Source organism: Oceaniglobus trochenteri, assembly GCF_020529025.1.
Classification (GTDB): Bacteria; Pseudomonadota; Alphaproteobacteria; order Rhodobacterales; family Rhodobacteraceae; genus Oceaniglobus; species Oceaniglobus trochenteri.
The window spans coordinates 436847-462617 of the sequence record NZ_JACNMM010000003.1 but is presented as its reverse complement, the minus strand read 5'-3'; the positions used below and the strand labels follow the sequence as shown (position 1 = coordinate 462617).

At 67.3% G+C, this 25771-nt stretch carries 28 protein-coding genes; 9 read left to right on the top strand and 19 right to left on the bottom strand.

All coding sequences use genetic code 11. The features are described 5' to 3' along the window. Positions 1 to 55: 55 nt before the first annotated feature. Together H7828_RS06510 and H7828_RS06505 are read left to right on the top strand one after the other, a co-directional pair. Positions 56 to 601, top strand: a complete 546-nt coding sequence (locus tag H7828_RS06510; RefSeq protein ID WP_226780194.1) for a sigma-70 family RNA polymerase sigma factor — start codon at positions 56 to 58, stop codon at positions 599 to 601. A 13-nt stretch (positions 602 to 614) separates the two neighbouring features. Then, the gene (locus tag H7828_RS06505) at positions 615 to 1268 is read left to right on the top strand and encodes a ChrR family anti-sigma-E factor (RefSeq protein WP_226780193.1); all 654 of its coding nucleotides are present in this window, start codon (positions 615 to 617) and stop codon (positions 1266 to 1268) included. A gap of 67 nt (positions 1269 to 1335) precedes the next feature. Here the strand turns inward: H7828_RS06505 and H7828_RS06500 are convergent, their stop codons facing one another. The 9 genes from H7828_RS06500 to H7828_RS06460 form a co-directional block, all read right to left on the bottom strand. Continuing rightward, the gene (locus tag H7828_RS06500; protein WP_226780192.1) at positions 1336 to 2499 is read right to left on the bottom strand and encodes a DNA recombination protein RmuC; all 1164 of its coding nucleotides are present in this window, start codon (positions 2497 to 2499) and stop codon (positions 1336 to 1338) included. Then, positions 2496 to 4364 (bottom strand): DNA mismatch repair endonuclease MutL, encoded by a 1869-nt coding sequence (mutL, locus tag H7828_RS06495; protein ID WP_226780191.1) that lies wholly within the window; start codon positions 4362 to 4364, stop codon positions 2496 to 2498. The genes H7828_RS06500 and mutL overlap by 4 nt, the downstream gene beginning before the upstream one ends. Before the next feature lie 49 nt (positions 4365 to 4413). Then, complete coding sequence (locus H7828_RS06490; protein WP_226780190.1) at positions 4414 to 5727, bottom strand: M16 family metallopeptidase; 1314 nt, start codon at positions 5725 to 5727, stop codon at positions 4414 to 4416. Then, positions 5724 to 7076, bottom strand: coding sequence for a M16 family metallopeptidase (locus tag H7828_RS06485; protein WP_226780189.1), 1353 nt, complete (start codon positions 7074 to 7076; stop codon positions 5724 to 5726). The genes H7828_RS06490 and H7828_RS06485 overlap by 4 nt, the downstream gene beginning before the upstream one ends. A gap of 91 nt (positions 7077 to 7167) precedes the next feature. Beyond that, positions 7168 to 7701, bottom strand: coding sequence for a DUF3035 domain-containing protein (locus H7828_RS06480; protein ID WP_226780188.1), 534 nt, complete (start codon positions 7699 to 7701; stop codon positions 7168 to 7170). A gap of 72 nt (positions 7702 to 7773) precedes the next feature. Further along, positions 7774 to 8259, bottom strand: coding sequence for a signal peptidase II (gene lspA, locus H7828_RS06475; protein WP_226780187.1), 486 nt, complete (start codon positions 8257 to 8259; stop codon positions 7774 to 7776). A 1-nt stretch (position 8260) separates the two neighbouring features. Next, on the bottom strand, positions 8261 to 9847 hold the full coding sequence (gene purH / locus H7828_RS06470) for a bifunctional phosphoribosylaminoimidazolecarboxamide formyltransferase/IMP cyclohydrolase (RefSeq protein ID WP_226780186.1): 1587 nt from the start codon (positions 9845 to 9847) through the stop codon (positions 8261 to 8263). Between the two features lie 22 nt (positions 9848 to 9869). Next, on the bottom strand, positions 9870 to 11576 hold the full coding sequence (locus H7828_RS06465) for a heparinase II/III family protein (protein WP_226780185.1): 1707 nt from the start codon (positions 11574 to 11576) through the stop codon (positions 9870 to 9872). A 289-nt stretch (positions 11577 to 11865) separates the two neighbouring features. Next, on the bottom strand, positions 11866 to 13131 hold the full coding sequence (locus H7828_RS06460; RefSeq protein ID WP_226780184.1) for an RsmB/NOP family class I SAM-dependent RNA methyltransferase: 1266 nt from the start codon (positions 13129 to 13131) through the stop codon (positions 11866 to 11868). A 92-nt stretch (positions 13132 to 13223) separates the two neighbouring features. Between H7828_RS06460 and H7828_RS06455 the strand changes: the two genes are divergently transcribed. Further along, positions 13224 to 13400, top strand: a complete 177-nt coding sequence (locus H7828_RS06455) for a DUF1674 domain-containing protein (protein ID WP_226780183.1) — start codon at positions 13224 to 13226, stop codon at positions 13398 to 13400. A gap of 7 nt (positions 13401 to 13407) precedes the next feature. Here H7828_RS06455 and H7828_RS06450 read toward each other — a convergent pair whose 3' ends face one another. Together H7828_RS06450 and dapB are read right to left on the bottom strand one after the other, a co-directional pair. Continuing rightward, the gene (locus H7828_RS06450) at positions 13408 to 13773 is read right to left on the bottom strand and encodes a dihydrodipicolinate reductase (RefSeq protein ID WP_226780182.1); all 366 of its coding nucleotides are present in this window, start codon (positions 13771 to 13773) and stop codon (positions 13408 to 13410) included. 58 nt (positions 13774 to 13831) lie between these two features. Then, positions 13832 to 14644, bottom strand: coding sequence for a 4-hydroxy-tetrahydrodipicolinate reductase (gene dapB, locus H7828_RS06445; RefSeq protein WP_226780181.1), 813 nt, complete (start codon positions 14642 to 14644; stop codon positions 13832 to 13834). A 99-nt stretch (positions 14645 to 14743) separates the two neighbouring features. On the opposite strand from dapB, the gene rbfA reads away from it, so the two are divergent. The 4 genes from rbfA to H7828_RS06425 are packed head-to-tail and all read left to right on the top strand — an operon-like array spanning position 14744 to position 17380. After that, positions 14744 to 15175, top strand: coding sequence for a 30S ribosome-binding factor RbfA (rbfA, locus tag H7828_RS06440; RefSeq protein WP_226780180.1), 432 nt, complete (start codon positions 14744 to 14746; stop codon positions 15173 to 15175). Further along, the gene (locus H7828_RS06435; RefSeq protein WP_226780179.1) at positions 15172 to 15912 is read left to right on the top strand and encodes a phosphodiester glycosidase family protein; all 741 of its coding nucleotides are present in this window, start codon (positions 15172 to 15174) and stop codon (positions 15910 to 15912) included. Before rbfA ends, H7828_RS06435 begins: the two co-directional genes overlap by 4 nt. A 53-nt stretch (positions 15913 to 15965) precedes the next feature. Then, positions 15966 to 16868: a tRNA pseudouridine(55) synthase TruB gene (gene truB / locus H7828_RS06430; RefSeq protein WP_226780178.1), complete on the top strand. Its 903-nt coding sequence runs from the start codon at positions 15966 to 15968 to the stop codon at positions 16866 to 16868. Continuing rightward, the gene (locus H7828_RS06425) at positions 16865 to 17380 is read left to right on the top strand and encodes a DUF1643 domain-containing protein (protein WP_226780177.1); all 516 of its coding nucleotides are present in this window, start codon (positions 16865 to 16867) and stop codon (positions 17378 to 17380) included. Before truB ends, H7828_RS06425 begins: the two co-directional genes overlap by 4 nt. Here the strand turns inward: H7828_RS06425 and H7828_RS06420 are convergent. From H7828_RS06420 to H7828_RS06390, 7 genes are all read right to left on the bottom strand, one after another. Beyond that, positions 17377 to 18561 (bottom strand): amino acid aminotransferase, encoded by a 1185-nt coding sequence (locus H7828_RS06420; protein ID WP_226780176.1) that lies wholly within the window; start codon positions 18559 to 18561, stop codon positions 17377 to 17379. The genes H7828_RS06425 and H7828_RS06420 overlap by 4 nt on opposite strands. Before the next feature lie 2 nt (positions 18562 to 18563). After that, positions 18564 to 19418, bottom strand: coding sequence for a 3-mercaptopyruvate sulfurtransferase (gene sseA, locus H7828_RS06415; protein ID WP_226780175.1), 855 nt, complete (start codon positions 19416 to 19418; stop codon positions 18564 to 18566). 215 nt (positions 19419 to 19633) lie between these two features. After that, a complete protein-coding gene (gene smpB, locus H7828_RS06410; RefSeq protein WP_226780174.1) occupies positions 19634 to 20110 on the bottom strand; it encodes an SsrA-binding protein SmpB in 477 nt (158 codons plus the stop codon). 271 nt (positions 20111 to 20381) lie between these two features. Further along, entirely contained in the window at positions 20382 to 21002 is a 621-nt protein-coding gene (locus H7828_RS06405) for a queuosine precursor transporter (RefSeq protein ID WP_226780173.1), read from the bottom strand. A 120-nt stretch (positions 21003 to 21122) separates the two neighbouring features. Next, positions 21123 to 22007, bottom strand: coding sequence for an esterase-like activity of phytase family protein (locus H7828_RS06400; protein ID WP_226780172.1), 885 nt, complete (start codon positions 22005 to 22007; stop codon positions 21123 to 21125). Beyond that, complete coding sequence (mepA, locus tag H7828_RS06395; RefSeq protein WP_226780171.1) at positions 21983 to 22900, bottom strand: penicillin-insensitive murein endopeptidase; 918 nt, start codon at positions 22898 to 22900, stop codon at positions 21983 to 21985. The genes H7828_RS06400 and mepA overlap by 25 nt, the downstream gene beginning before the upstream one ends. Beyond that, complete coding sequence (locus H7828_RS06390) at positions 22897 to 24234, bottom strand: MFS transporter (RefSeq protein WP_226780170.1); 1338 nt, start codon at positions 24232 to 24234, stop codon at positions 22897 to 22899. Before H7828_RS06390 ends, mepA begins: the two co-directional genes overlap by 4 nt. A 108-nt stretch (positions 24235 to 24342) precedes the next feature. Here H7828_RS06390 and H7828_RS06385 point away from each other — a divergent pair, with 108 nt between their 5' ends. Next, positions 24343 to 24708: a hypothetical protein gene (locus H7828_RS06385; RefSeq protein ID WP_226780169.1), complete on the top strand. Its 366-nt coding sequence runs from the start codon at positions 24343 to 24345 to the stop codon at positions 24706 to 24708. On the opposite strand, the gene H7828_RS06380 is transcribed toward H7828_RS06385, so the two are convergent. After that, positions 24709 to 25239: an acyl-CoA thioesterase gene (locus H7828_RS06380; protein WP_226780168.1), complete on the bottom strand. Its 531-nt coding sequence runs from the start codon at positions 25237 to 25239 to the stop codon at positions 24709 to 24711. Positions 25240 to 25407: 168 nt separating this feature from the next. On the opposite strand from H7828_RS06380, the gene H7828_RS06375 reads away from it, so the two are divergent. Beyond that, positions 25408 to 25695: a YggT family protein gene (locus H7828_RS06375; protein WP_226780167.1), complete on the top strand. Its 288-nt coding sequence runs from the start codon at positions 25408 to 25410 to the stop codon at positions 25693 to 25695. Positions 25696 to 25771: the final 76 nt, after the last annotated feature.

Genomic DNA, 25771 nt, shown 5'->3' with positions numbered 1-25771 from the left:
GGTATGGTGCTCGCCACGGCGCAACCGCACCCAGACCGGAGCATTCAGGACCAAGATGCCCAATCCTGACCGAACACCAGACTGGGCCGAATACATGCGCCGCATCCGGCAGGACCGCGACCAGGCCGCCTTCGGCGCGGTGTTCGATCACTTCGCGCCCCGGATCAAGGGCTTCCTGATCCGCTCGGGCGCGTCCGAATCCATGGCCGAGGACTGCGTGCAGGACGTGATGGCAACCCTCTGGCACAAGGCCCACCAGTTCGATCCCTCGCGCGCCGCCGTCTCGACCTGGATCTTCACCATCGCCCGCAACAAGCGGATCGACGCCCTGCGCAAGCAACGCCGCCCCGAACCCGAAGACATCGCCTGGGGCCCCGAGGAAGAACCCGACCAGGGCGATGTCCTGGCCCTGGCCCAGGAAACCGCGCAACTGGGCGACGCCCTGGCGAAGCTTCCCGAAAAACAACGTGTCCTGATCGAACGTGCCTATTATGCCGAGCTGTCCCACAGCGAAATCGCGGCGGAAACGGGCCTGCCGCTCGGTACGATAAAATCCCGCATAAGGCTGGCGCTGGAACGGCTGCGCCACGCCATGAAGTGAAAGAACCCCGACCATGGGACAGATCCAACATCACCTCACCGATCCGCTGCTGATCGGCTATGCCGCCGGCTCGCTCCCCGAGGCCTTCAGCCTGGTCGTGGCCACCCACATCAGCCTCTGCGACGACTGCCGCGCCCGGCTGGGCGAATTCGAAACGGTGGGCGGCTGCCTGCTGGACGATTGCGCGCCGCGCCCCCTCGCGCCCGGCGCTTTCCAGGCCACGCTGCACCGCATCGCCACGCACGCCGATGACACGCCCCCGGCGCCGGCACCCGCGCCACCCGACACGCCCTTTCCGGCCCCGCTGCGGGCCTATGCGGGGCCCGACGTTGCGGCGGTCCGCTGGCGGGCCATGGGCGGCGGGCTGCGCCAGGCCCGGCTGAACACCGCACCGGGGGCCAGCCTGCGCCTGCTCCATATCCCCGCCGGCACCCGGCTGCCCGATCACGGCCACCGGGGCCTTGAAATGACCCTGGTCCTGCAAGGGGCCTTCAGCGACGAGGACGGAAGATTCGCGCGCGGCGACATCGAAATCGCCAACGAAGCGGTGCATCACACCCCCGTGGCCGAACAGGGCGAGGATTGCATCTGCCTGGCTGCCACCGACGCGCCGCTGAAATTCAACGGCCTTGTCCAGAGGATCGCGCAGCCCTTCCTGGGAATCTGACCGGCCTGGCTCTTTCTTGCCGAAAATACTCAAATCCCGACGCCTGCCCCGGGGGGGTGCCGCTGCTTCAGGCGCGCCCGTCACCGCCCGGCAGGATGGTGGCCGGCTCGACCTCCTCGAAGTCGAAATTGTCCAGCCGCGCCGCCCGCTTGCCCGCCCGTTCAGCTGCCGTGCCGATGCCGTCAAGATCGGCCCGGGCCTGGTTGAAATGGGTGTTCAGCTTCTCGACCCGGCCCACCACCAGCTCCATGTCGCGGTGCAACTGCTTCAGGGTCCGGCGGATTGCCCCGGCCTGTTCGCGCATGCGCGCGTCCTTCAGGATGGCGCGCATGGTGTTCAGGGTCGCCATGCAGGTGGTGGGCGACACGATCCAGACCCGGGCATCGAAACCCTCGCGCACCAGTTCGGGGAAATTGGCGTGCAGCTCGGCATAGACCGCTTCCGAGGGCAGGAACATCAGCGCCCCGTCGGCGGTTTCGCCCTCAAGGATGTATTTCTCCGAGATCGCCCGGACATGGGCGCGCACCGCCGTGCGCATTCCGGCCACGGCCGCGCGTTTCTCATGGTCGCTTTCGGCCCGGCGCAGCGCCTCATAGGCATCCAGCGGGAACTTGCTGTCGATCACGATGGGGCCGGGCGGTTTGGGAAGGTGGATCAGGCAATCGGCCCGCCGCCCGTTGGAAAGCGTGGCCTGCCAGGTGAAACTGTCGCTGGGCAGCGCCTTGCCGACGATGTCGTGCAACTGGATTTCGCCAAAGGCACCGCGGGTCTGCTTGTTGCTCAGGATATCCTGCAACGACAGGACATTGCCCGACAGCTTCTCGATATTCGCCTGGGCGCGGTCGATCGTCTTCAGGCGCTGCTGCAATTCGCCCAGGGATTGCGCCGTGCGGGTGGCCGATCCGGTGAGGTTCCGATCCATCCGCTCGCCCACTTCGGCCAGCCGGGTTTCCATCAGGTGCAGCGTGCGGGCCTGGGCGGCGGCCTGGGCCTCGGCCACGCCGGTCAGATTGCCGCTCAGCTGTTGCTGGCCATCGCCCAGGGCCTGCACCCGCTGGTTCATGTACTGAAGCTGCTGGGCCAGGGGGGCCAGCATCCGGGCCGTGCGCCCGGCGCGCCGCAGGGTCACCACCACCAGGATCACGACCAGAAGGGCCAGCAAGGCCGCCACCACAAGGGCCAGGGTCACGGGATCGCCGGGATCGAAGCTCCGGTCGCCAAGGGTGATCATGTCCGCCCGAACAACCGCTCGATATCCGCCAGCTTCAACTCGACGTAGGTGGGGCGGCCGTGGTTGCACTGGCCGGAATGGGGGGTGGCCTCCATCTCGCGCAGCAGGGCGTTCATCTCTTCGGGGCGCATCCAGCGGCCCGAGCGGATGGACCCGTGACAGGCGATCCGGCTCAGCACGGCCTCGATCCGGGTCTGGACCATGGCGCTCGATCCCAGATCGTCCAACTCGTCCAGGATGTCGCGCAGCATCGCCTCGGCGTTGACGGTGCCAAGGATGGCAGGCGTCTCGCGCACCGCCACGGCGCCGCCACCGAAAGGTTCGATGCCAAGGCCAAGGCGGGCGAATTCCTCGGCCAGTTCCATCAGCCGCGCCGCGTCGCCCTCGGAAAGTTCGACGATCTCGGGGATCAGCAGCGCCTGCGCCGCCACGCCGTTCTCGGCCATCTGGCGTTTCAGCTTTTCATAGACCAGCCGTTCGTGTGCGGCGTGCTGATCGACGATGACCATGCCGTCGGCGGTCTGGGCGATGATGTAATTCTCGTGCACCTGCCCGCGCGCCGCACCCAACGGGAAGCTCTCATCGCTCCCTGACGGTCGCTCTTCAAGCGGTGCGCCCTCCTGCGAAGAGCGACCGTCAGGGAGCGATGAGGCCCGCGCCATCACCGGCAGCGCCTCTCCGAAGCCCGGCGCCTGGGCCGCGTGGGACTGGCGCAGCGCCCCCGCCGAGGGCCGGTCCATCTGATAGACCCGCGGCTCCACCACCTCGGAGCGCATGGCACCCAGCGTCGCCCCCGCCACCGTGGTCGAGGCCCGGTGCCCCGCCCCGGCCAGCGCATGGCGCAGGCCCGAAACGATCAGGCCGCGCGCCACACCCGGATCGCGGAACCGCACCTCGGATTTGGCCGGATGCACGTTCACATCCACCAGTTGCGGATCGCAGTCGAGGAACAGCACCGCCGCCGGATGCCTCTCGCGGCTCAGGAAATCCTGGTAGGCCCCGCGCAGCGCACCATGCAGAAGCTTGTCGCGCACCGGGCGGCCGTTGACGAACAGATACTGCGTGCTGGCCGACCCGCGCGAATAGGTGGGCAGCGCGGCATAGCCGGTCAGGCTCAGCCCCTCACGCTCGGCCTCGATCCGCAGCGCGTTCTGCGCGAAATCACTGCCGATGATCCGCGCCAGCCGTCCGTGCAACGCATCGAACAGATCGCCGGTGCCGGCATCGGCCCGCAGCACCACGCGCCCCTCGCCGCCTCCCGTCACGTCGCGCAGCACGAAACTGACGAAGGGTTCCGCCATGGCCAGGCGTTTTACCACGTCGCCGATGGCCTGTGCCTCGGCCCGGTCGCTGCGCATGAACTTCAGGCGGGCGGGCGTGGCATGGAACAGATCGCGCAGCTCGGCCACCGTACCGCCGCCCAGGGCGGCCGGGCGCACCGCGCTGGCCACGCCGCCGCTGACCGACAGGCAGGCCCCCATGCCCCCCGCCACGCGCGAGGTCAGCGTCAGCCGCCCCACGGCCCCCAGCGACGGCAGCGCCTCGCCGCGAAACCCGAAGGTGTGGATGTTCAGAAGATCCGAGCCGTCGATCTTGCTGGTGGCATGGCGCGAAAGCGCCAGGGGCAGCGCCTCGGCGTCGATGCCGCAGCCGTCGTCGGTGACGCGGATCAGGCTCTTGCCGCCGTCGGCATAGGCCACCTCGATGCGCCGCGCGCCGGCATCCAGCGCGTTTTCCACCAGTTCCTTGACCGCCGAGGCCGGGCGCTCCACCACCTCGCCCGCCGCGATGCGGTTTATCGCGGCGTCGTCCAGCTGTCGGATGACGGGGTGGTTATCGCTCATGTGGGGTTGTGTCACTGCCATGCCACAAGCCCTAGCATGGCCACCTTTGATTCGACCATGGCCAAATCTTCTACCGGGTGGCGGTCACACCCTCGGGGCGGCCGACTATGACAAAGTGCAGATCCTCGGGCCGGTACAGCCGTTTTGCCACCCTGTTGGCATCCTCCAGCGTCACGGCATTCACCATGTCGTTGCGCGTGACGATGTAGTCCAGCCCCAGCCCCTCCATCTGCATGCCCACCAGTTGCGCGGCGATGCGCCCGTTGCCGTCAAAGCGCAGCGGATAGGCGCCGGTCAGATAGGTCTTGGCGGCGTCCAGTTCTTCCTGCGTCACGCCTTCCTTCGCCAGACGGGCCCATTCGTCGCGCACGACCTGCACCGTCTCACCGGCCCTTTCGTTCGCGGTCGAGGCCTGCCCCAGCAGGGCATGGCCGTTGTCGTAGGTCGCCAGATAGCTGCCGATGCCATAGGTCAACCCGCGCTTTTCGCGCACCTCGGTCATCAGGCGGGACGAGAAGTTGCCGCCGCCGAAGATCTGGTTCACCACGAAGGCCGGAAAGAAATCGGGGTCGTCGCGGGCGATGCCCTCATGGCCGAAGACGATCACCGATTGCGGCGTGTCAAAGGGCACCACCGTCACCCCCGGTTCGCCCAGATAGGCGGCGGGCCCCGCCAGCGGCGCGCCCGATTGCGGCAACCCGCCCAGCAGGTCGTCCAGCAGCTTGCCCAGTGCCTCGGGGGTGATGTCGCCCACCGCGCCCACGAACAGCCGGTCACGCACCAGCACGTCGTCATGGGCCTGCACGATATCCTCGCGGGTCAGGGCGTTGACCGATTCGATGGTGCCACTGGCATCCGATCCATAGGGATGATCGCCCCAGGCCAGCCGAGACGCGGTTTCCGAGGCGATGCTGCCCGGATCGGTGGCGTCCGAGCGCAGGCTGGACAGCACCTGTTCGCGCACCCTGTCCAGCGCCACCTGGTCGAAGCTGGGTTCGACCAGCGCCCGGCGCAGCAGGGCCACCGCATCATCGCGGTTCTCGGTCAGGAACTGCGCCGACACCGACACCGCGTCATTCCAGGCATCGAAACCGTAGCTGGCAGCCAGCGATTCCCGCGCGGCGGCAAAGCCCTGGGCATCCAGATCGCCGGTGCCTTCCTCAAGCAGCCCCATCATCAGGTTGACCGATCCGCGCTTGCCCGCGCGATCCAGCGACGCGCCGCCCTTGAACCGGATTTCCAGCGCGGTGAAGGGGATCGAACGTTCCTCGACCAGCCAGGCGGTGATGCCGCCGGGCGATGTGACCTTCTGGATATCGACCTCGGCCCGCAGGGGAAGGGCCGCCAGCGTCGCGAGGGCCAGGGTGAAGACGAAACGGATCATTGCGATACCTCCGTCGCGGCGGTTTCGGGGGCCTTCAGCCAGCCCGTGACGGCATTGTTGCGGTTGAACACCTCGCGTCCGGCGGCGATGATGTCATCCGCCGTCACGGCCTGAAGGATCTCGGGCCAGGCCTCGACATCCTCCAGCGTCAGGCCGCTGGTCAGGGCCGAGCCATAGTTCTGCGCCCGCGACTGCACCGAATCCTCGCCATAGATCAGCGCCGCGCGAAGCTGCATCTTGATCCGCTCCAACTGTTCGCCGTCCACCCCGCGTTCAAGGAAGGCCGCGATTTCGCGGTCCAGCGCATCCTCGGCCTCTTGCAGGCTGACGCCCGGGGCGGGCACCACCACAAGGCCGAAGGTCGTGTCATCGTAGGACACGCCGCTGTAGAAGGCCGAGGTGTAAAGCGCGGTCTTCTCCTCGAACTGCAACCGGCGGCCCAGTTCCGATGTCTGCGACGATCCGCCCAGAACCTCGGCCAGCATGGTCAGCGCGGCGGCCTTTTCCTGCGCCCCGGCATCGCGCTCGGGCGCCAGGTAGGTGCGGATCACATAGGGTTGGGCCACGCGCGGGTCTTCGAAGGTCAGCCGACGTTCGGCCAGTTGCGGAGGCTCCTGCGGGCGCATGCGTTCGGGCAGGTCTTCGGTGGGGGCCAGAACGCCGTAATAGGTTTCGGCCAGGGTCTTCACCTCGGCCGGGTCCACATCGCCCGCCACCACCAGCACCGCGTTGTTGGGGGCGTAATAGGTGCGATAGAACGACAGCGCATCCTCCAGCGTCAGCGACGACATCTCGTGCTTCCAGCCGATCACCGGGATGCCGTAGGGGTGGTTCTGGTACTGCGCCGCACTGCGCTGTTCGCTGAACAAGGCGCCCGGGTCGCTTTCGGTGCGCTGGTTGCGCTCCTCCAGCACCACCTGGCGTTCGGTCAGGATGTCGGTGCCGTCCAGTTGCAGATCGCGCATCCGGTCGGCTTCCATCTTCATCATAAGTTCCAGGCGGTTGGCCGCCACACGCTGGTGATAGGCGGTGTAATCCTGCCCGGTGAAAGCATTGTCCGAACCGCCATTGGCGGCCACCATATCGGAAAATTCGCCCGGCGCCATGTCGTCGGTGCCCTTGAACATCAGGTGTTCCAGGTAATGGGCAATGCCCGACACGCCCGGCGGCTCATCCGCCGCGCCCACCTTGTACCACACCATCTGCACCACCACCGGCGCGCGGTGATCCTCGATCACCACCACCTCAAGCCCGTTGTCCAGGGTAAAGGTGGTGGGGTCGGCAGCCAGGGCCGCAAGCGGCGCAACGATCAGGGCAAGCGTCGGAAAGACACGGGACAGGCGGCGCATGGGGGCTCCTTCGGGCAATATCTCTGCGGGTTATGTGCGCAGAGCCCGGCCCGCTTCAACCCCGCGCACGCGGACGTGACAGAACCGGCGCTCAGCGGGCCGGATCGGGCGGCACGGCGGGCGTGCGCACGCCGGCACGGCGGAACCTCTCAAGCTCGCGGTACTGGTCCAGCTCGAACTTGCGGTAGGCCTTGAAATAGACGTTCACGTTGAACAGCCGCTCCAGCAAGCGCCCGTCGTTGTCGCGGCGGTATTGCAGGTCGATCTCGGCCAGTTCCTGGCGGATGTCCGGCTTCACCCCGAAACGGGTGGTGTGGCTGACCAGCGCGCCATCGTTCAGCCCGCCCCCCGACAGACGGCGCGGATCGCCGCCCAGGGCCGCCACGGCATCGGCCTTAGGCGTCGGATCGGTCAGGTTGGCGCCGCCGGGCGTGGGCGCGGGCAGGGCCGCGTAATCCTCGGGGGCCTCAAGGGTCTTGGTGGGCAGGATGGCGAATTCGTCGGGCCCGCTGCCCGATTTCTTCAGGTTCAGCAGCCGGGGCTGATCCGCCCCGCCACAGCCGATCAACAGGCCAAGAGCCATGATCCCGGCTCCGATCCTGAAAAGTGTCGCGCCCGTGGTCATCCGCGCCTCCCATATTCCTTGGCGGTTGGTGTAACCGATCCCCGCCAGCCCGTCACGGGCATTTTGCGCCGCTCACGCGCCGCCTTTCTTCTTCTTTCCCGATGTCCCGGTGAACAGCACCAGCCCCAGCGCGCCCGCAAAGATGGCGATGTCGGCGACGTTGAAGGCATAGGGGTTCTCGATCCCGCAGCAGGACATGTTCAGAAAATCCGCCACGGCCCCGTAAATCAGACGGTCCACCACGTTGCCAAGGGCCCCACCCACCAGGAAACCGGCAGAAATCAGCGCCTTGCGTCCGGCCTTTTCACGCCGCATCCAGACAACGACCCAGGCAGTGATCACCAGCGCCACGGCGATCAGAACCCAGCGCATGACGTTCTCGTCGCTGGAAAACAGTCCGAAGTTCACGCCCCGGTTCCAGGCCATCCGCAGGTTCAGGAAGGGCGGCAGAACGTCGATCGACCCGACCGAGGCAAGGTTCATCATGTGAACGACCAGGTATTTGCTGATCTGGTCGATCACGAAGACATAGGCGGCGGTCTTGAACAGCACCCCCATGTCAGTGCCGGAAATGCCGCATGCCGGTAAAGACCATGGCCAACCCGGCCTCGTCGGCGGCGGCGATCACCTCGTCGTCGCGCATGGAGCCGCCCGGCTGGATCACCGCCGTGGCCCCCGCCTCGGCCACGGTCAGAAGGCCGTCGGGGAAGGGAAAGAAGGCATCCGACGCGGCAACCGAACCCCGGGTCAGCGGCGCCTCAAGGCCCATCGCCTCGGCCATGTCCTGGGCCTTGCGGGCGGCGATGCGGGTGCTGTCGACCCGGCTCATCTGGCCGGCCCCCACGCCCACGGTCGCGCCGCCGTTGGCATAGACGATGGCGTTGGATTTCACATGCTTGGCCACCGTCCAGGCGAACAGCAGGTCGGCCATCTCGGCCGCGCTCGGCTGGCGCTTGGTCACCACCTTCAGGTCATCGGCGGTGATGCGGCCCGTGTCCTTGTCCTGCACCAGGTAGCCGCCCGACACCTGCTTGATCACCCGCCCGGCGGCCGCCGGATCGGCAAGGCCGGTGGTGGTAAGCAGACGCAGGTTCTTCTTCTTTGCAAAAATCCTCATCGCGCTGTCGTCGGCCCCGGGCGCAATGACCACTTCGGTGAAGATACCGCTGATAAGTTCGGCCGTTTCGCCGTCCAGCGGACGGTTCAGGGCGATGATCCCGCCAAAGGCGCTGGTCCGGTCGCAATCGAAGGCCTTGCGGTAGGCATCGGCCAGGGTCGCGCCCTCGGCCACGCCGCAGGGGTTGGCGTGCTTGATGATCGCACAGGCCGGACCGGCATCGGCGAATTCCGAGATCAGTTCGAAGGCGGCGTCGGTATCGTTGATGTTGTTGTAGGACAGCGCCTTGCCCTGGTGCTGCACCGCCGTGGCCACGCCGGGCCGGGCACTGCCGTCGGCATAGAAGGCCGCGCCCTGGTGCGGGTTCTCGCCATAGCGCATGGTCTGCACCAGGGTGCCCGCCACGGCGCGGCGGCGCGGTGCGGGATCGTCCAGCGCGCCAGCCATCCAGGTGCTGACCGCGGCGTCATAGGCAGCGGTGCGGCCATAGGCGATCTGCGCCATCTTCTGACGGAAGCCATAGGTGGTGGCCCCGTCGTTCCCGGCCATTTCCGCCAGCAGGGCATCGTAGTCCTGCACATCGACGATGGTGGTGACGAAGCCGTGGTTCTTGGCCGCCGCGCGGATCATCGCCGGGCCGCCGATGTCGATGTTCTCAACGCAGGTGGCGTAATCGGCGCCCTTGGCCACGGTCTCCTCGAAGGGATAGAGGTTGACCACCAGCAGGTCGATCGCGCCGATCCCGTGATCCTTCATCGCCGCCACATGGCCTTCGTCGTCGCGCAGGGCCAGAAGCCCGCCATGCACCATGGGGTGCAGCGTCTTGACCCGGCCATCCATCATCTCGGGAAACCCCGTCACCTCGGCCACGTCGCGCACCGCCAGCCCGGCATCCCGCAGCGCCGCCGCCGACCCCCCGGTCGACAGCAACTCGACCCCCTGGCCCGCCAGGGCCCTTGCCAGGTCGACCAGTCCGGTCTTGTCCGAAACGGAAAGCAGGGCGCGGCGGATGGGGGTGGCTTGGGTCATTGCAGGTCCTTCAGGTCAGAATTCACGCCTCGGACGCGGGATCGTCGCGTTCAAGGTCGCGGATCGTATCGGGGGTATCCTGCGCCTTGGCAAGCGTCCAACTGACCCGAGTGGCCAGATCCAGCGCAATTGCCGACAAGACGATCTGTTTCGTGGCACGGGGGGCAAGCCGTCCGCGCTCAAGATAGACCGAAGGCTCCAACGACAGGCGCGCATCGCCGGAATGGCGGAACACCCAGATTTCACCGCTTTTCAGCGCCATGGATACGGCGGCGCCGCCCATGTCAAGCTCGGCATCGACATCGGGGTGCAGATGGAACCGCACCTTGAAGGGAATACCCTTGAGATCGGATTGGTCCAGGGCGCGGTTGAACTGCCGCTCGTCGGATTTTTCGACGGTGGCCAATACGTCTTCACCCTGCACGCCGCGCCCGTCGAAGCTAAGGTACAACTGGCGCACATGGGTCAGCCCGTGAGTGCCCAGGTATCCGTCATGCCCCGCGATCAGCCCCGAGGACAGGTCGCTGTCGCGCATCTCGATGCGCACGTCGCGCGGGGCATCCACCAGCAGTTCGGCGTTCTGCCCCGAGATCAACCCGGCAACCCCGAGGCGCGACGAGGAATATCCCTCAAGCGCGACGGTGGAATGCGACGGCGTGGCCCGCCCGGCGCGGCGCCACTTTTCCCCGAAGGTGCGCCCCGACCCGCAATTCACGATCAGCGGCCGCCGTCCCGAGGTCAGTTCGAACGCCAGGGTGCTGGCATGGCCATGGGCGCTGGCCTCGCGCACCGGGGGTGCGGCGGCATCGACGATCAGCGTGGTGCGCCCGTGGGACAGCCGGGCAAACCCCATGGCCAGCCCTGCCCGCTTCGCGCCCTTCACCTCGGAGGCGGCAAGCGCCTGGTCCAGACGCCCCTCGGCCCCGCGCCCGCCGCCGTGAAACCGCGCCAGCCCGCCGTCGTTGTGGCGCAGGGCGCGCAGCGAGGGGGCGATCCGCTCCATCGCGGCCAGGTGGGCGGCCCCGGGGGCGCGCCCGGTTTCGCGCAGCGCGGCGGCCACCCAGGACAGGAGGGTGAAGACCTCCATCAGTTCCTCGGGATTGCGGGTCGGGATGCCGCCTTGCTCATCGATCTGCCCCGCGCATTCGCGGCCCAGGGCCTTGATGGCGGGGGCGATGTGGCGCTCCATGCCGGTCAGGGCGATCCCCGCATAGATCAGCCCGGTCAGTGCCTCGAACCGCGCCAGGCCCGGCGAGGCCGCCGACCAGCGGTGCGCCAGGAAGCTGGTCTGCTGCGCCAGCGAACGGAAGAAGGCCTCGCTCGTGGTCTTGTCCTGGCCGTTCAGCAGGACGACGGCATGGTGAATCCAGCGGATCAGCCGCCGGCCCGTCAGATCGGGCGTCCAGCCGGGGCCGGTGCCCTTGCCGAACCGGGCGATCCAGGCGTGGGTCCAGGTGCGTTGGCGCAGGTTCGCGGCCCCATCGCCCACGGCGGCCAGGTCATCGACCCAGGTGAAGCCGTGCAGTTCCTGTTCGAACGCCAGGTCGGGCATCGGCAGATCCCAGATCGCAGTGTCAGGCGCCTCGACCAGGTAGCCGGCAAAGAGGAAGTTGCCCGCTGAAATCTGCCGCCCCCGCGCGAAGCTGCCGATGGTGCGCGGTTCCGGTTGGCTGACAAAGCCGGTGGCCGGCGCGCTCAGGGTGCTGAGACGCGCGCGCAAACGGTTCATCCAGCGCGTCTTGCGCACTGTCCAGGGTTCAGATCGGGACACGGGCCTGTAATGCCTCGCCTTGGTGCGGGGTCTGGTTGTGCGCCATGATACCCCTTGGGCGGCGTGCTGTCATTTCAAAACTCGGCGCCCGGCGCAGGTGTGGCCGGGGGGCCAGCCCCCCGTCGCCTGCGGCGACTCCCCCCGGGATATTTGCCCGACCAAAGATGAGGGCGGACCGCGCATCATCTTTGGTCCTTAAATATCCCCGCCGGAGGCTTCGCCCGGAACGGGCGAAACTGCGGAATCGTCAGGCCGGGCGGCGCAGGGCGGTGATGAAGAAGCCGTCGAGATGGCCGAGACCGGGCCAGTCTTCCGGGGTAAGTCGCAGGCCCTCGGGGGTGCGCCACTGCGCTTCGATTGCGGGGTGGTCCAGCGGATCGACCGTGACGCCGGGATTGCGCAGCAGGGCATCGCGAACCTGTTCCTCGCCCTCGTCGATGAGCAGCGAACAGGTGCAATAGATCACCCGCCCGCCGGGTTTGACCAGGCGCAGGGCGGCGTCGATCATGTCTTCCTGAAGCTTGAAGAGCGCGGGGAATTCGCTGCCGTCCTTGGCCTGGGGCAGGTCGGGGTGGCGGCGGATGGTGCCGGTGGCCGAACAGGGCGCATCCAGCAGGACCGCATCGAAGGGGGTGTCGGTGGTGAAGCTTTCGGCCTCGGTCACCACGGTTTCGGCGGCAAGCCCGGTGCGGGCGAGGTTTTCGCGCAGGCGGGCCATGCGCCCTTCGGAACTGTCGAGCGCGGTCACATGGGCGCCGGTGGCGGCCAGTTGCATCGTCTTGCCCCCCGGCGCGGCGCAGAGATCGAGCACCCTTTCGCCCGGCTGCGCGTTCAGCAGGCGGGCGGGCAGCGCGGCGGCGGCATCCTGCACCCACCAGTCGCCCGTTTCGTACCCCGGCAGGGCCGAGACCTGCCCCGCATCCTTCAGCCGCACCGAACCGGTGGGCAGCGCCGTGCCGCCCAGCCGGGCGGCCAGCGCGGCGGCATCGCCATCCCTTGGCGTCAGGTCAAGCGGTGCGCCTTGGGCAAAGGCCGCCTCCATCGCGGCGACGCGCGCCTTTCCGAAGTCGGACACCAGCGGCTTGCGCAGCCATTTGGGCAAGCGGGGCAGCGGCAGATCGTCCCAGCCGCCCTTGCGCAGCACATTGCGCAGGACCGCGTTGGTCAGCCCGGCCTGGGGCGCGGTGTCGGGCACCGCGCGCACCAGTTCGACCGCGGCATTGACCGCGCCGTGGTGCGCCGCGCCCTCGACAAAGATCTCGTAGAGGGCCATGCGCAAAGCGTTGTGGGTGCGCGGCCAGGGCTTCATCCGCAGGAAGGGGCCAAGTGCGCGGTCCGCGCGGTCCATCCAGCGCAGGGTGCCGGTGGCCAGCCGCTGGGCGCGGGCGCGGTCGGCCGGGGCCAGGGGCGCCATGGCCTTGGGCAGCATTTCGGCCAGCAGGCGGCGATCTTCGGTCACGCCCGTCAGCAGGGCAAGCGCCGCGCGGCGCGGGGCATCAACAGGTTCGGCCATCGGGTGCATCCTTCGCGCGGGTTGAGAAAACCTGTGGGCGGCGTATATCACCCTCAGCCCCTGAACAAGCGCCTCTCAGCAAGGATGACGCCATGAGCGAGCCGACCACCCCCCTTCCCCCCGCAGCGCAGCGCGCCCTGGCCGAGGCCGAAGAGCGGCGCGCCAAGGCACGGCCTGCCGATCTTCCGGTGGAGCTGGGCGGGCGCGACGGCCCCGAGCCGGTGCGCTATGGCGATTGGGAGAAGAAGGGCATCGCCGTCGATTTCTGAGCCGCGCTCAGCGCAGGGTCAGATCCGCCGATTGCCCCCTGCCCCGGTCGGCCACGAAGCGGATGGTATCGCCGCGCGCCAGCACCTGCTGGCAGTTCGCCGCAAGCGCACTGTCGCCGTAGGACAGATCGCGGCAGAAATACTGCCCCTGCCACTCCCAGCTGCCCGTCACCTTGCGGCCGAAGGCGCGGCCGTTGATCGTGCCATCGCGCCCGACACGCAATGTCACGGCAAAGCGGCCCAGGGCGCGCCCCTCGACCAGTTGCACGAACGTGGCCCTGTCTGTGACGGCGCGAAACTCCTGCGCCGTGACCGGCAGGGCGAGCGTGACAAGGAACGTGGTTAGGGCGGAGAGGCGGAGGAAACGGAGCATGGGGCACCTTCTGGCCGGGGAACGGACATGGGATATACCCGCCCCGCCGCGCCCCGGATCACTTCAGGCCCAGAACATCCAGCATGTCGTAATGCCCCGGTGCCCGCCCCTGGCCCCAAAGCGCGGCCTTCAGCGCACCCCGGGCGAAGAGCGAACGGTCGGTGGCGCGGTGGCGCAGCACGATCTGTTCGCCCTCGGCGGCGAACATCACGTCGTGTTCGCCGATGATGTCGCCCCCGCGGATCGCCGAGAACCCGATGGCGCCGGTCTGCCGGGCGCCGGTGATCCCGTCGCGCCCGCGGTCGGCCACATCGTTCATCGCCACGCCCCGCCCCTCGGCGGCGGCCTGGCCCAGCATCAGCGCGGTGCCCGAGGGCGCGTCGACCTTGTGGCGGTGGTGTGCCTCGATCACCTCGATATCGTAACTGTCATCCAGCGCGGCGGCGACCTGTTTCACCAGTTGGGTCAGAAGGTTGACCCCCAGGCTCATGTTGCCGGCCCGCACGATCACGGCGCGATCGGCGCAGCCTTCGATAGCGGCAATATCATCCTCGGTCAGGCCGGTGGTACCGATCACATGCACGACGCCCGCCCCGGCCGCCAGTTCGGCAAAAGCAACCGTCGCGGCGGGGGCGGTGAAATCGATCACCGCCTGCGCCTGGCCGATCACCGCGGCGGCATCGTCGGACACGATCACCCCCGAGGCGGCGCTGCCCATGGCCTGGCCCAGGTGCTGGCCGATCCAGTCGTGGCCCGGACGTTCCAGCGCGCCGCACAGATGCATCGCGTCGCTTTCGCCCACCATCGCGGCCAGCATCCGCCCCATGCGGCCCGATACCCCCGTGATCGCGATTCCCGGTCCCTGTGCCATGGCCTGCCCCCTGCTTGACGTTGCGCATGGTCTAGCCGAGCCGGAACAGCACGAAAACCCCCAGTTGCAAGGCGGGGCGATCGCGCCTAGATCACACCCATGGCAAAGAACCGATTTTCCAGTGGCTCCGGCCCTTCGCAACGGCAGCTTCGCGTGGGCGAGCTGATCCGGCGTGCCCTGTCCGACCTGCTGAACCGGGGCGATATCCACGACCCCGAGCTGAACCGCATGTCGATCACCGTCTCCGAGGTGCGCACCTCGCCCGATCTGCGGGTCGCGACGATCTATGTCCTGCCCCTGGGCGGCAAGGACAAGGAAGGCGCCATCGCCGCGCTGAAGCGCAACAAGTATGAGATCCGACGCGCCCTGGTGCGGGAAATCACTCTGAAGAACGCGCCGGAACTGCGGTTCCTGATCGACGAGACCTTCGACCGCATGGACCACACCCGCGAACTTCTGAACCGCGAAGAAGTGCGCCGTGATCTCGACACCCCCGAGGAAGGGGACGACGACGGAACCGCCACCGGATGAAACGGATTCTCGGATGGATCGCCGCGGCCGTCCTGCCCGTGGCGGCACAGGCCGCGCCCGACTGTGGCAAGGTGCAGTTCGATGGCGCGCCCTTCACCTTCTGCCGGATCGACCTTGAAAAAGACCCCATGCGCCTCTGGCTCTACGACGATGCGGGCAAGCCCTTCGGCAGCTTCCGCAACCTCGACCGTGCGCTGAACGCCGAGGGCAAGGCGCTGGGGGTGGCGATGAACGGCGGGATGTACCACCCCGACCGAGCGCCTGTCGGGCTTTACATCGAGGACGGGCGCGAAGAGATGCGCGTGATCACCTCCGAGGGGCCGGGCAACTTCGGCCTGCTGCCCAACGGCGTCTTCTGCATGATGGGCAAAAAGGCGGCGGTGGTGGAAAGCCGCAGCTATGAAAAGGCGCCCCCCGCCTGCACCTTCGCCACGCAATCGGGGCCGATGCTGGTGATCGACGGCAAGCTGCATCCGCGTTTCCTGGAAGATGGCACCTCACGCTATATCCGCAACGGGGTGGGCGTTTCGGCTGACGGCACCGAGGTGGTGATGGCCATTTCCGACCGCCCGGTCAACTTTCACCACTTCGGGCGCCTGTTCCGCGATGAATTCGAAACGCCCAACGCGCTGTTCCTGGATGGCAACATCTCGCGGCTTTACGCGCCGTCGATCAAACGCAACGATCCGGGCTTTCCCATGGGTCCGATCATCGGCACCGTGCAGTCAATGAATTGACCTTGGCCGTCGGCGGCGCTAGGCCCCCGGCTTTGACACAGCAGGAGCGGAACATGGGCCGACGCAAGGGACGCGACATTTCGGGTTGGGTGGTGATCGACAAGCCCGCGGGCCTCAGTTCGACCGCCGTGGTGAACAAGGTACGCTGGGCCTTCGACGCAAAGAAGGCGGGCCATGCCGGCACGCTTGACCCCGAGGCGACCGGCGTTCTGGCGGTGGCCCTGGGCGAGGCGACGAAAACCGTCCCCTGGATCACCGACGCCATGAAGGCCTATCGCTTTACCGTCAAGCTGGGCGAGGCGACGAACACCGACGACGCCGAAGGCGAGGTGATCGCCACGTCCGATCTGCGCCCCACCGACGACGCGATCCGCCAGGCCCTGTTGCCCCTGACCGGCGACACCATGCAGGTGCCGCCGCAATTCTCGGCGGTGAAGATCGACGGTGAACGCGCCTACAAGCGCGCCCGCGACGGCGAAACCATGGAGATCGCCGCCCGCCCCCTGTTCGTCGAGGAACTGGCCATGGTGTCGCGCCCCGACCCCGACCATGCCGAGATCGAGATGGTCTGCGGCAAGGGCGGCTATGTCCGTTCGATCGCCCGCGACCTGGGCGAGGCGCTGGGATGCCACGGGCATGTCCTGTCGCTGCGCCGGGTCTGGTCCGGCCCCTTCGAGGCGGACGAGGGCCTGTCGCTGGAACTGCTTGACCAACTGGCCCGCACCCCCGCACTGGATGCCTGGCTGCGCCCCCTGGAACAGGGGCTGGATGACCTGCCCGAGGTGCGCTGCACCCCCGAAGGCGCGGCGAAACTGCGCAATGGCAACCCCGGCATGGTCATCGCGTCGGATGCAGAATACGGCGATGAGGCCTGGGCCAGCTTCGAAGGCCGCGCCGTTGCCGTGGGCATCTACCGCAGCGGCGAACTGCACCCCAGCCGCGTGTTCGTGACGTGATCACCCGACGGCACCTGAAGGGCGATGCCCACAGCATCGCCACCTATTCCGACTGCGAACACTATCGCTACGACCTGACCCGCGTGTGGGACGACACCGGGCGCAGGATCGCCTTCGTCATGCTCAACCCCTCGACCGCGACCGAGGTGCAGAACGACCCCACTGTCGAACGCTGCGAACGAAGGGCGCGGGCGCTGGGGTATGGCGGTTTCCGGGTGACCAACATCTTCGCCTGGCGCGATACCGACCCGAAAAAGATGCGCGCCGCCGCCGATCCTGTCGGCCCGGCCAATGACGCCGCGATCCGCGATGCCGCGCTTTGGGCCGATACGGTGCTCTGCGCCTGGGGCACCCATGGCGCCCACCTGAACCGAGGCCCGGCGGTTGAAACGCTGCTGCGCGCCACCGCCCGGCCGCTGTTTCACCTCGGGCTGTCCAAGGCGGGCCATCCGAAACATCCGCTTTACATCGGATATGCCGAACAGCCCCGCCCCTGGGACGAAGCGCCCTAGACTCCGGCGTCGACGATCGCCTGAGCCAGGATCGGGATGGTCCTGGCGTTCAGCCCGGCAATGTTCATCCGGCTGTCGCCGATCATGTAGATGCCGTTCTCCTCGCGCATCCGCTCCACCTGCTCGGGGCTCGCGCCCAACCGCGAGAACATGCCGCGGTGATCGGCGATGAAATCGAAGCGGTCGGAATTGCTGCGCTGGCGCAGCTCGTCGGCCAGCTGCCGGCGCAGGGCCAGCATCCCGTTGCGGATCTCTTCCAGCTCGGCCATCCAGTCGGCCTTCAACTCGGGGTCGTTCAGGATCGTGGTGACGACCCGCGCACCGTGATCGGGCGGAAAGCTGTAGTTCTGGCGGTTCAGAAAGGCCAGCGTGCCCTGCGTAACGGGTTTCATCCCCGCTTCGGGCGCGATGGCCATGACCAGGCCGGTACGTTCACGGTAGATGCCGAAATTCTTCGAGCAACTGGCCGCGATCAACATCTGCGGCGCGTTCTTCGCCATCAGCCGGGTGCCCGCGGCATCGGCATCCAACCCGTCGCCGAAGCCCTGGTAGGCGATGTCGATGAAGGGAATCGCGCCCTTCGCGTTCAACAGGTCCGACACCTTCTGCCACTGTTCCAGCGTCAGGTTGGCCCCCGTCGGGTTGTGGCAGCAGCCGTGTAGAAGCACGACGTCGCCCTCGGCGATACCGTCAAGATCAGCCACCATGCCGTCGAAATCGACGCCCCGCGTGGCATCGTCGAAATAGCGATACTCCGACATCTTCATCCCCAGGTAGCGGATGATCGACGGATGGTTCGGCCAGGTCGGCGCACTCAGCCAGACGGTCGCCTCGGGGGCGGCCATGCGGATCAGCTCCAGCGCCTGGCGGATCGCCCCGGTGCCACCCGGCGTGGCGGCCGCCGAAACCCGGTCGGCCGGAACCGCATCGCCCAGGATCATCTGGCGCATGGCATCCGAATAGGCCGGATCGCCCAGAAGCCCGACATAGGCCTTGGTGTCCTGCTCGGCCACCAGGCGCCGCTCGGCCTCTTTCACCGCGCGCATCACCGGGGTCTGGCCATCGGCGTTCTTGTAAACCCCCACGCCCAGGTCGATCTTCGTGTCGCGCGGATCGTCGCGGTAGGCCTGCATCAGGGCCAGGATCTTGTCCGCGGGTTGCGCCTTCAATGTCTCAAGCATCTTCATTCTCCGGTGGCGACCTTCAGGTCGTTGTACATGCCCCATTCGGCCCAAGAGCCGTCGTAAAGTCCGTGATCGCGGTGGCCCAGAACCTCCAGCGCCAGCGACAGGATCGCCGCCGTCACCCCCGACCCGCAGGTGGTGATGACCGGGCGGTTCAGATCCACCCCCGCGGCCTCGAAAGCGGCGCGCAGGGCGGGCGCCGCTTTCATCGTGCCATCCTCGTTCAGCAAGGTCTTGTAGGGAAGGTTCACCGCGCCGGGGATATGCCCCGCCCGCAGCCCTTTGCGTGGCTCGGGCGCGGCACCGGCAAAGCGCGGCGCGGCGCGGGCATCGACGATCTGGTGATCGCCCAGCTTGCTGGCCGCCGCCACCTGGGTCACGTCGCGCACCAGGTGGTTCTGACGGGTCACGGTGATGTGCCGGTCGCGCACCACGGGGGGCAAATCCTCCTCGGCACGCCCCTCGGCCCGCCACTTGGCAAAACCGCCGTCCAGAACGGCCACGTTCACCTTGCCCACCAGGCGGAACAACCACCAGAGCCGCGCCGCCGAAAACAGCCCCAGCCCGTCATAGACCACCACCTGGTGGCCGTCGCCCACCCCCAGCGCCCGCATCCGGCTGACGAATTTCTCGGTGGGGGGCGCCATGTGCGGCAGCTCCGACCGGCTGTCCGATACATCGTCCAGCGCGACGAACCGCGCGCCCGGGATATGCGCCGCCTCGTATTCGGCCCGCGGGTCGCGGCCCATGTCGGGCAGGTACCAGCTGCCATCCAGGATCCGCAGGTCGGGGTCCCTGAGATGGGCCTCGAGCCAGGCGGTGGACACCAGCGTCGTCGGATCGTCATGGGCCATGAAACACGTCTCCGGGCTTTGAAAACCGCCCCCTGCGTAAACCCACCGACGCCCCAAGACAAGGGCCGCCCGGCGCCCCACGCCCCTCTCTTTCTTGCTGAAAATACTCATGCCACCGGCAGCAGCAGGCACGCACACCGCCGCAGCGCCGGAACAGCCGCCAAGGGCGCCCGCAAAGAATGTCGTGGCGCGTCAGCGCCGCCTTTGGATCACCGCTAACCGTTGTGGCGCAGCAGCCGCGCCTTCTGGCGCTGCCAGTCGGCCTTGGCCGCATCGGCGCGCTTGTCGTGGTTCTGCTTGCCCTTGGCGACGCCCACCTTCAGCTTCACCAGGCCCTTGTGGTTGAAGTACATCACCAGCGGCACGATGGTCATGCCCTTGCGCTGGGTGTCGTTCCACATCCGGCTCAGTTCCTTGTTCTTGGCCAGAAGCTTGCGACGGCGCCGGTCCTCGTGGCCCCAGGTCTTGGCGGGCAGATAGGGGGCGATATAGGAGTTGACCAGCCACAGCTCGCCATCCTCCACCGCCGCGTAGCTTTCGGCGATGTTGGCGCTGTTCACCCGCAGGCTCTTCACCTCCGACCCCTGCAGCACGATCCCGACCTCGACATCGTATTCGATGGCATAGTCGTGCCGCGCCTTGCGGTTCTCGGCGATCACCTTGTAGTTCGTCTGTTCTTTTGCCTTGGCCATCCGTCCCAGATAGCGATCAACGCGCGCCGCTTCAACTGGACAAACGAAAAGGGCCACCGGATGACGGTGGCCCTTCGAATGTCGCGGAGATGGGTCCGGTTAGAACGGTTGCCCAATCATGGATGTTCTGCCCTCAGGACTGCCCTTGGGCGACGGCCCCCATGACTGTTCCGACCTCAAGCTCCTGGTTCATTCTAGACACTGGACCACCTCCTTTCATTGATTGCCGATAAGGCGAAGGTGGCACACATCCCGTACATGTCAAACTTTTTTACGCCACCCGCGGCAGCAATCGCGCCACGATGAGGCGGAAGGGTATCAGTGCGATCAGCGCGAGGGACAGTTTCACGCCCCAGTCCGCCAGCGCCAGCGAGGCCCAGAGCGGTGCCACCGGACCCAGGCCCAGCAGCGGCAGCGCCTCGTTCGCCCAGGCCACGTCGTTGCCCGGCTCGACAAAGCTCAGCGCGGCGGAAAAGGCGATGGTGAAGAACAGGGCAGTGTCCAGCGCCGACCCGATCAGGGTGCTGACCAGGGGGGCCCGCCACCAGGCCCCGCCGCGCAGCCGGTCGAAGATGGCCACGTCGGCCAGTTGCGCCACCAGGAAGGCCGTCCCCGAGGCAAGCGCCACACGCCATGTCACCAGCGGGCCGAATTCGCCCATGATCTGGGTGCCCACCAGCGAACAGGCCAGCCCGGTCACGAAACCGGCCAGAACGACGCGGCGCGCCATCGCGGCACCGTAAACCCGGTTCATCACATCCGTCACCAGGAAGGCCAGCGGATAGGTGAAAGCCCCCAGCGTCAGCCAGTTGCCCCAGAGATATTGCACGAGGATGTTCGAGGCCAGCACGACGGTGGCCATGGCGATGATGCCGGGAAGGATGCGGGTCATTGATGTGTTCCGTTTTGACAAGGGGTTCGGAGACTTGGCCCCGCGCCATGCGGGACGCGCCCTGCTACCGCCGCGCCCGCCGCAAGGCAAGCCATTCCGTCACGCCCCCCCGGAACCGCGTCATTCGGTAACGCGATATTCCACGAACTGGGTGCGTTGGAACATGCTGAAATTGTCGTCCTCGATCAGGGTCAGCCGGATCGCGCCCGCCCTGTCGCGCCAGACGGTCAACCCCTCAAGGTTGCCATGGGTCAGGTTGGGGGTGGTCAGAAGGGTTTCTTCGCCCAACGCCCCCTTCGGCCCAAGGGTGAACCGGCGAATGCGCGACGAAAAGCCCAGAAGCCCGCTGAACCGGCGCTCCAGCAGATAGAGTTTTCCATCGGGCCCGAAATCGGCCCCCACCGGCAGGTGTTCCCCCACGCGCGGCACCTGATAGGGCACCGTCCAGCGTCCGTCCTTGAACCGGTACAGGGGAAACGGACGGCTGAGACTGCCCGAGCGTTCGGGCAGCGTGAAGACGGCTCCTGTCGTATCGATGGCCAGCGCTTCCAGCGAGGAATTCATCTGCAACCCGGCAAAATCCGGGTGCGACGGCAGCGCCTGCGCCGCCGCTCCGAAGGCGGGATAGCGCCAGACCCGGTGCGCACCCTCGAAGGAAACGTAAAGGCTGCCGTCCGGGGCCAGGGCCAGGCCCTCGGCATCCTCGATCCGGGTGGCCACCGGGTTGCCCTTGCGATCGCGCAGGCGTTCGAACTGCAGGTCGGCCACCCCGGCGATCAAACCGTCCTCGCGCACAAGCCGCCCCTGCGCGATGCGCCCGCGGTCCGAGATCGCGATGAACCCGGCCCGATCCGCGCGCAGTTCGATCCCCGAGAACCCGCCATGCACCGGGTCGGGCCGTTCCCAGACGTACCGCGACAGAAATTCGGCCCCGGCGGCATCTGCCATCGGGGCCGTGATCGCGGCAAGCAGCGCAAGGATTACTGCGACAGGACGGATTGGCATTGTCCCGGCAGATCGGCCATGCGGATTTCGCGCTTGGGCTTGGGTTTGTAGTTCGGATCGGGCGGCGGCGGGTTCAGGATGTTGTTCACCCAGGCCTGGGCATCGGCGCAGCCATCGCCCGCCGGTTGCGGATCCTGGTCGACACAGCCACGCGCGCCGCGCGGGCATTTCAGCCGGACGTGAAAATGATAGTGATGCCCGTACCAGGGACGGATCTTGTTCAGCCAGGCCTTGGAGCCGGTTTCATCGTTGCACATCCGCACCTTGGCGCCGGGAAAAATGAATATCCGCGCCACACGCGGATCGCTGGCCGCCGCCTTCAGCAGTTCGTGGTGCGCCCGCGTCCAGTTGTCGTTGGTATAGGCGCCGGCGGCCCGGCGCAGCGAGATCGACGAAATGTTCTCGCGCTCGTTCACCGAAAGGTTCAGCCGGTCGGCCGGGCGCAGCCAGATGTCGGCATCCAGCCCGATCTGATGGCTGGCGTGACCGGTCAGCATCGGCCCGCCGCGGGGCTGGCTGATGTCGCCGACGTAAAGGCCGTTCCAGCCCGGCAGCCCGGCCGCCTTGCGCGACAGATCCTGAATATAGGCGATGGTTTCTGGATGGCCCCAGTTGCGGTTGCGGCTCAGGCGCATGGCCTGCCAGGTGGGGCCCGTCTCGGCCAGTTGCATGCCCCCGGCAAGACACCCCTTGGCGTAAGAGCCGTAGGGATCGGGCGATTGCCGCGACGCCACGCTTTCGGCGCCGAACAACTGCTTGGCGATGGCATTGCGGGTTGCCACGTCGCCCGCGAAGGCGGGGGTCGGAAGGGCGGCGCCGGGGCGTTCGCGCCCGCCACAGGCGGCAAGGGCGCACAGGAACACCAGTGCGAAAAGCGGTTTGATGGATCTCATTCTGCTCGATCTCCGTCGGGTTTTACCCACAGTAGCAGAATCAGCCCCAATGCGAAAAGGGCTATCAGGGGCGACACCCCGATCTGTTGCGAACTGCTGACATAGGTGGCCGCCCCGATCAGCAGCGGCGCCACGAATGAGGTGGCCTTGCCCGCAAGGGCGTAAAGCCCGAAAGCCTCGGTCATGCGGGCCGGGTTGGCCTGGCGCACCAGCATCGTGCGGCTGGCCGATTGCATCGCGCCCCCCGCCGCGCCGATGGTGGCGCCCAGCACGAGAAAGGCGTTGTCGGGCAGGCGCGACCCTTCGGCCACCGGAACGCCGAACAGGGCGTCGGGCGACACCATGACAACGCCGATGGCCGCCAGGATCAGCACCAACACGCAAAGCACGATCACCGGCTTGGGGCCATAGGAGCTGTCGGCCCGCCCGCCGAGCCAGGCAAAGATCGCCCCTGCGATGATGGCGATGATCCCGAAGATGCCGGTATCGACGACACCCCAGCCCAGAACGCCCGCCGCATAGATGCCCCCGAAGACATACATCCCGTTCAGCGCGTCGCGGTACAGCATGGACGACACCAGGTAGGCGAAAAGGCTGGGCCGGGCGGGCAGGTTGCGGATCGTGCCGCCCAGCCCGCGCAGCGCCACACCGAAGGCCCCCGCGGGGGCGGCAATGCGGCGCGGATCACGCACGTAGAGAAAGAAGGGGATCATGAAGACCGCATACCAGATCGCGGTCAGCAGCCCGACGAACCGGGTGCCTTCGCGCGCCTCGGGGTCAAGCCCCAGCGCCGGGGCCAGCCCGACGATGGTTTTCCCGGTGGTCGCGCTTTCGGCGAAGAAAACCAGCATGATCACGAGGCTGATCAGCCCGCCGACATAGCCAAAGGCCCAGCCGTTGCCCGACAGCCGGCCGATCTCCTCCCGGGTGCCCAGTTCGGGCAGCATGGAGTTGGTGAAGATCGTCGCGAACTCCATGCCGATCAGCCCGATGGCGAAACAGGCCATGATCGTGACAAGGTGAAATTCCTCCGGCGCGGCGAACCACAGGCCCGCCGATCCGACGACGTAAAGCACCGAGAACCCCCAGATCCAGCGCACCCGCCGCCCCGAGGTATCGGCCAGCGCCCCCAGAACCGGCGCCAGCAGCGCGATGACCAGCCCCGCCGCTCCGATGCCGAAGCCCCAGGCCGACTGCGCCGCCGTGCCATCGCCCAGCACCTCGTTGATGTAGGGTCCGAAGATGAAGGTCAGCAGAAGGGTGTTGTAGGGCTGACTGGCCCAGTCGAAAAAGAACCAGCCCCAGATCCGTTTGCGTTTGGTGATTTGCGACATCCCGCCCCCTTGTCTTGGGCGGATCAAACCCGCTCTGTGACGTCAAGGCAATGGGAAACGCCGTCGCGCAACTGGCGTGGCCGCGAAAATCAGGGAAGGCAGGGCGCGATGAGACGAAGAATGGTGCGCGCGGGCGCGATACTGGCCGGGGTGACGGCGGCGGTCCACATCCTGGTCGGCACCTACGACACCCTCTTGCCCCTGCTGGACACCCCCGGCCTGACCCCGGCGGTCCGCGGCACCCTGCACGCCTGCTGGCATTTCCTCGGGTTTGTTCTGGCCTTCAGCGCCTGGCGCTTCTGGCGCGGCGGGCCGGATGCACCGGGGCTTGCCGCGGTCTGGATCGGCGGCGCGCTGTGCTTTGCCCTGGTGGGGCTGTGGCAGGCGGGCCTGGCCGGGCTGGTCGTTTTGCCCCAGTGGGTGTTCCTGAGCCTGGCCGGCGGGCTGGTGATGGCCGGGATGCGGCGCGCCTGATCAGGTCAGCGGCGGCCAGGGGCGCTGCGCGTCGGCCTCGGCCCAGGCGCGCACCCATTCGGGCAGGGTTGGGCTGACCGGATCGGCGCCCATGGCCTGGGCGGTGTCGGCCATCGGCACCATGCCTTTCGCACTGGTCACGGCGTTGCGGAACAGGGCGTTGCTGGTGCATTCGCCGTTCCGCCACATGCTCTGCTCCATGTAGAGGAACCGCGCGTCCCAGCCCAGGATACGCGTGCGCATCTCGACCCGGTGGAACATCCGCACCCGGCGGCGATAGCGCACCGAACTGCCCGCCACCGTGCCGGCCCAGCCATTGCGCCGCATCACCGCAATGATGCCCGTGCGCTGGAACAGCACCATGCGCCCCAGATCGTAAAGGGTAAGCGTGCGCCCGTTGTTCAACTCCATCCACACGTCGATGTCCTGGGGCCAGCAGATGTGGTGGGACACATGGGTGTCGAACAGCCCCAGCCGGGGCGCCTTGCGGTGGATCAAAAGCTCTTTGGCCAGGCGGACGACAGGATACATGGGCATTCCCGGGTTACAATGCGCCACCGCTTCGCGAACGGGGCGCGTTCGCCCCTGACCTGCCCCTCGCGGCGGGGTTCGTCAAAGGCGACGTTGCGGCACGCGCTTGCCCCCGGCGGCTGGGGACATTAGGTAATCGCGAACCTTGTTGCATGAAACGGACGGACCATGACCTCGATCTTTCAAATCCTGATGCTGATCCTCGACGTGGTCTGGTTCATCATGATCGCCCATATCATCATGTCGTGGCTGATCAATTTCCAGGTCCTGAACCTGCATCAGCCGATCGTTGCGCAGATCTGGTACGGGCTGAACCGCCTGCTTGAACCGCTCTATGCGCCGATCCGGCGCGTCCTGCCCGACATGGGCGGGATCGACCTGGCCCCCCTGATGGCGCTGATCGGGGTCTATGCCCTGCGGATCGTGCTGATCAACAACGCCGCCGCCTTCTATTGACCCGCGTGGGGGCTGCCCCCCACACACAGCCTAAAGTGGGGGCCAGCCCCCACACCCCCGGGATACTTGCGGACCA

What these genes read in the sequence shown, in the direction of transcription:
- H7828_RS06510 (WP_226780194.1), top strand. Translation starts at nt 56, where the DNA reads ATGCCCAATCCTGACCGAACACCAGACTGGGCCGAATACATGCGCCGC.
- H7828_RS06505 (WP_226780193.1), top strand. Translation starts at nt 615, where the DNA reads ATGGGACAGATCCAACATCACCTCACCGATCCGCTGCTGATCGGCTAT.
- H7828_RS06500 (WP_226780192.1), bottom strand. Translation starts at nt 2,499, where the DNA reads ATGATCACCCTTGGCGACCGGAGCTTCGATCCCGGCGATCCCGTGACC.
- mutL (WP_226780191.1), bottom strand. Translation starts at nt 4,364, where the DNA reads ATGGCAGTGACACAACCCCACATGAGCGATAACCACCCCGTCATCCGA.
- H7828_RS06490 (WP_226780190.1), bottom strand. Translation starts at nt 5,727, where the DNA reads ATGATCCGTTTCGTCTTCACCCTGGCCCTCGCGACGCTGGCGGCCCTT.
- H7828_RS06485 (WP_226780189.1), bottom strand. Translation starts at nt 7,076, where the DNA reads ATGCGCCGCCTGTCCCGTGTCTTTCCGACGCTTGCCCTGATCGTTGCG.
- H7828_RS06480 (WP_226780188.1), bottom strand. Translation starts at nt 7,701, where the DNA reads ATGACCACGGGCGCGACACTTTTCAGGATCGGAGCCGGGATCATGGCT.
- lspA (WP_226780187.1), bottom strand. Translation starts at nt 8,259, where the DNA reads ATGGGGGTGCTGTTCAAGACCGCCGCCTATGTCTTCGTGATCGACCAG.
- purH (WP_226780186.1), bottom strand. Translation starts at nt 9,847, where the DNA reads ATGACCCAAGCCACCCCCATCCGCCGCGCCCTGCTTTCCGTTTCGGAC.
- H7828_RS06465 (WP_226780185.1), bottom strand. Translation starts at nt 11,576, where the DNA reads ATGAACCGTTTGCGCGCGCGTCTCAGCACCCTGAGCGCGCCGGCCACC.
- H7828_RS06460 (WP_226780184.1), bottom strand. Translation starts at nt 13,131, where the DNA reads ATGGCCGAACCTGTTGATGCCCCGCGCCGCGCGGCGCTTGCCCTGCTG.
- H7828_RS06455 (WP_226780183.1), top strand. Translation starts at nt 13,224, where the DNA reads ATGAGCGAGCCGACCACCCCCCTTCCCCCCGCAGCGCAGCGCGCCCTG.
- H7828_RS06450 (WP_226780182.1), bottom strand. Translation starts at nt 13,773, where the DNA reads ATGCTCCGTTTCCTCCGCCTCTCCGCCCTAACCACGTTCCTTGTCACG.
- dapB (WP_226780181.1), bottom strand. Translation starts at nt 14,644, where the DNA reads ATGGCACAGGGACCGGGAATCGCGATCACGGGGGTATCGGGCCGCATG.
- rbfA (WP_226780180.1), top strand. Translation starts at nt 14,744, where the DNA reads ATGGCAAAGAACCGATTTTCCAGTGGCTCCGGCCCTTCGCAACGGCAG.
- H7828_RS06435 (WP_226780179.1), top strand. Translation starts at nt 15,172, where the DNA reads ATGAAACGGATTCTCGGATGGATCGCCGCGGCCGTCCTGCCCGTGGCG.
- truB (WP_226780178.1), top strand. Translation starts at nt 15,966, where the DNA reads ATGGGCCGACGCAAGGGACGCGACATTTCGGGTTGGGTGGTGATCGAC.
- H7828_RS06420 (WP_226780176.1), bottom strand. Translation starts at nt 18,561, where the DNA reads ATGCTTGAGACATTGAAGGCGCAACCCGCGGACAAGATCCTGGCCCTG.
- sseA (WP_226780175.1), bottom strand. Translation starts at nt 19,418, where the DNA reads ATGGCCCATGACGATCCGACGACGCTGGTGTCCACCGCCTGGCTCGAG.
- smpB (WP_226780174.1), bottom strand. Translation starts at nt 20,110, where the DNA reads ATGGCCAAGGCAAAAGAACAGACGAACTACAAGGTGATCGCCGAGAAC.
- H7828_RS06405 (WP_226780173.1), bottom strand. Translation starts at nt 21,002, where the DNA reads ATGACCCGCATCCTTCCCGGCATCATCGCCATGGCCACCGTCGTGCTG.
- H7828_RS06400 (WP_226780172.1), bottom strand. Translation starts at nt 22,007, where the DNA reads ATGCCAATCCGTCCTGTCGCAGTAATCCTTGCGCTGCTTGCCGCGATC.
- mepA (WP_226780171.1), bottom strand. Translation starts at nt 22,900, where the DNA reads ATGAGATCCATCAAACCGCTTTTCGCACTGGTGTTCCTGTGCGCCCTT.
- H7828_RS06390 (WP_226780170.1), bottom strand. Translation starts at nt 24,234, where the DNA reads ATGTCGCAAATCACCAAACGCAAACGGATCTGGGGCTGGTTCTTTTTC.
- H7828_RS06385 (WP_226780169.1), top strand. Translation starts at nt 24,343, where the DNA reads ATGAGACGAAGAATGGTGCGCGCGGGCGCGATACTGGCCGGGGTGACG.
- H7828_RS06380 (WP_226780168.1), bottom strand. Translation starts at nt 25,239, where the DNA reads ATGTATCCTGTCGTCCGCCTGGCCAAAGAGCTTTTGATCCACCGCAAG.
- H7828_RS06375 (WP_226780167.1), top strand. Translation starts at nt 25,408, where the DNA reads ATGACCTCGATCTTTCAAATCCTGATGCTGATCCTCGACGTGGTCTGG.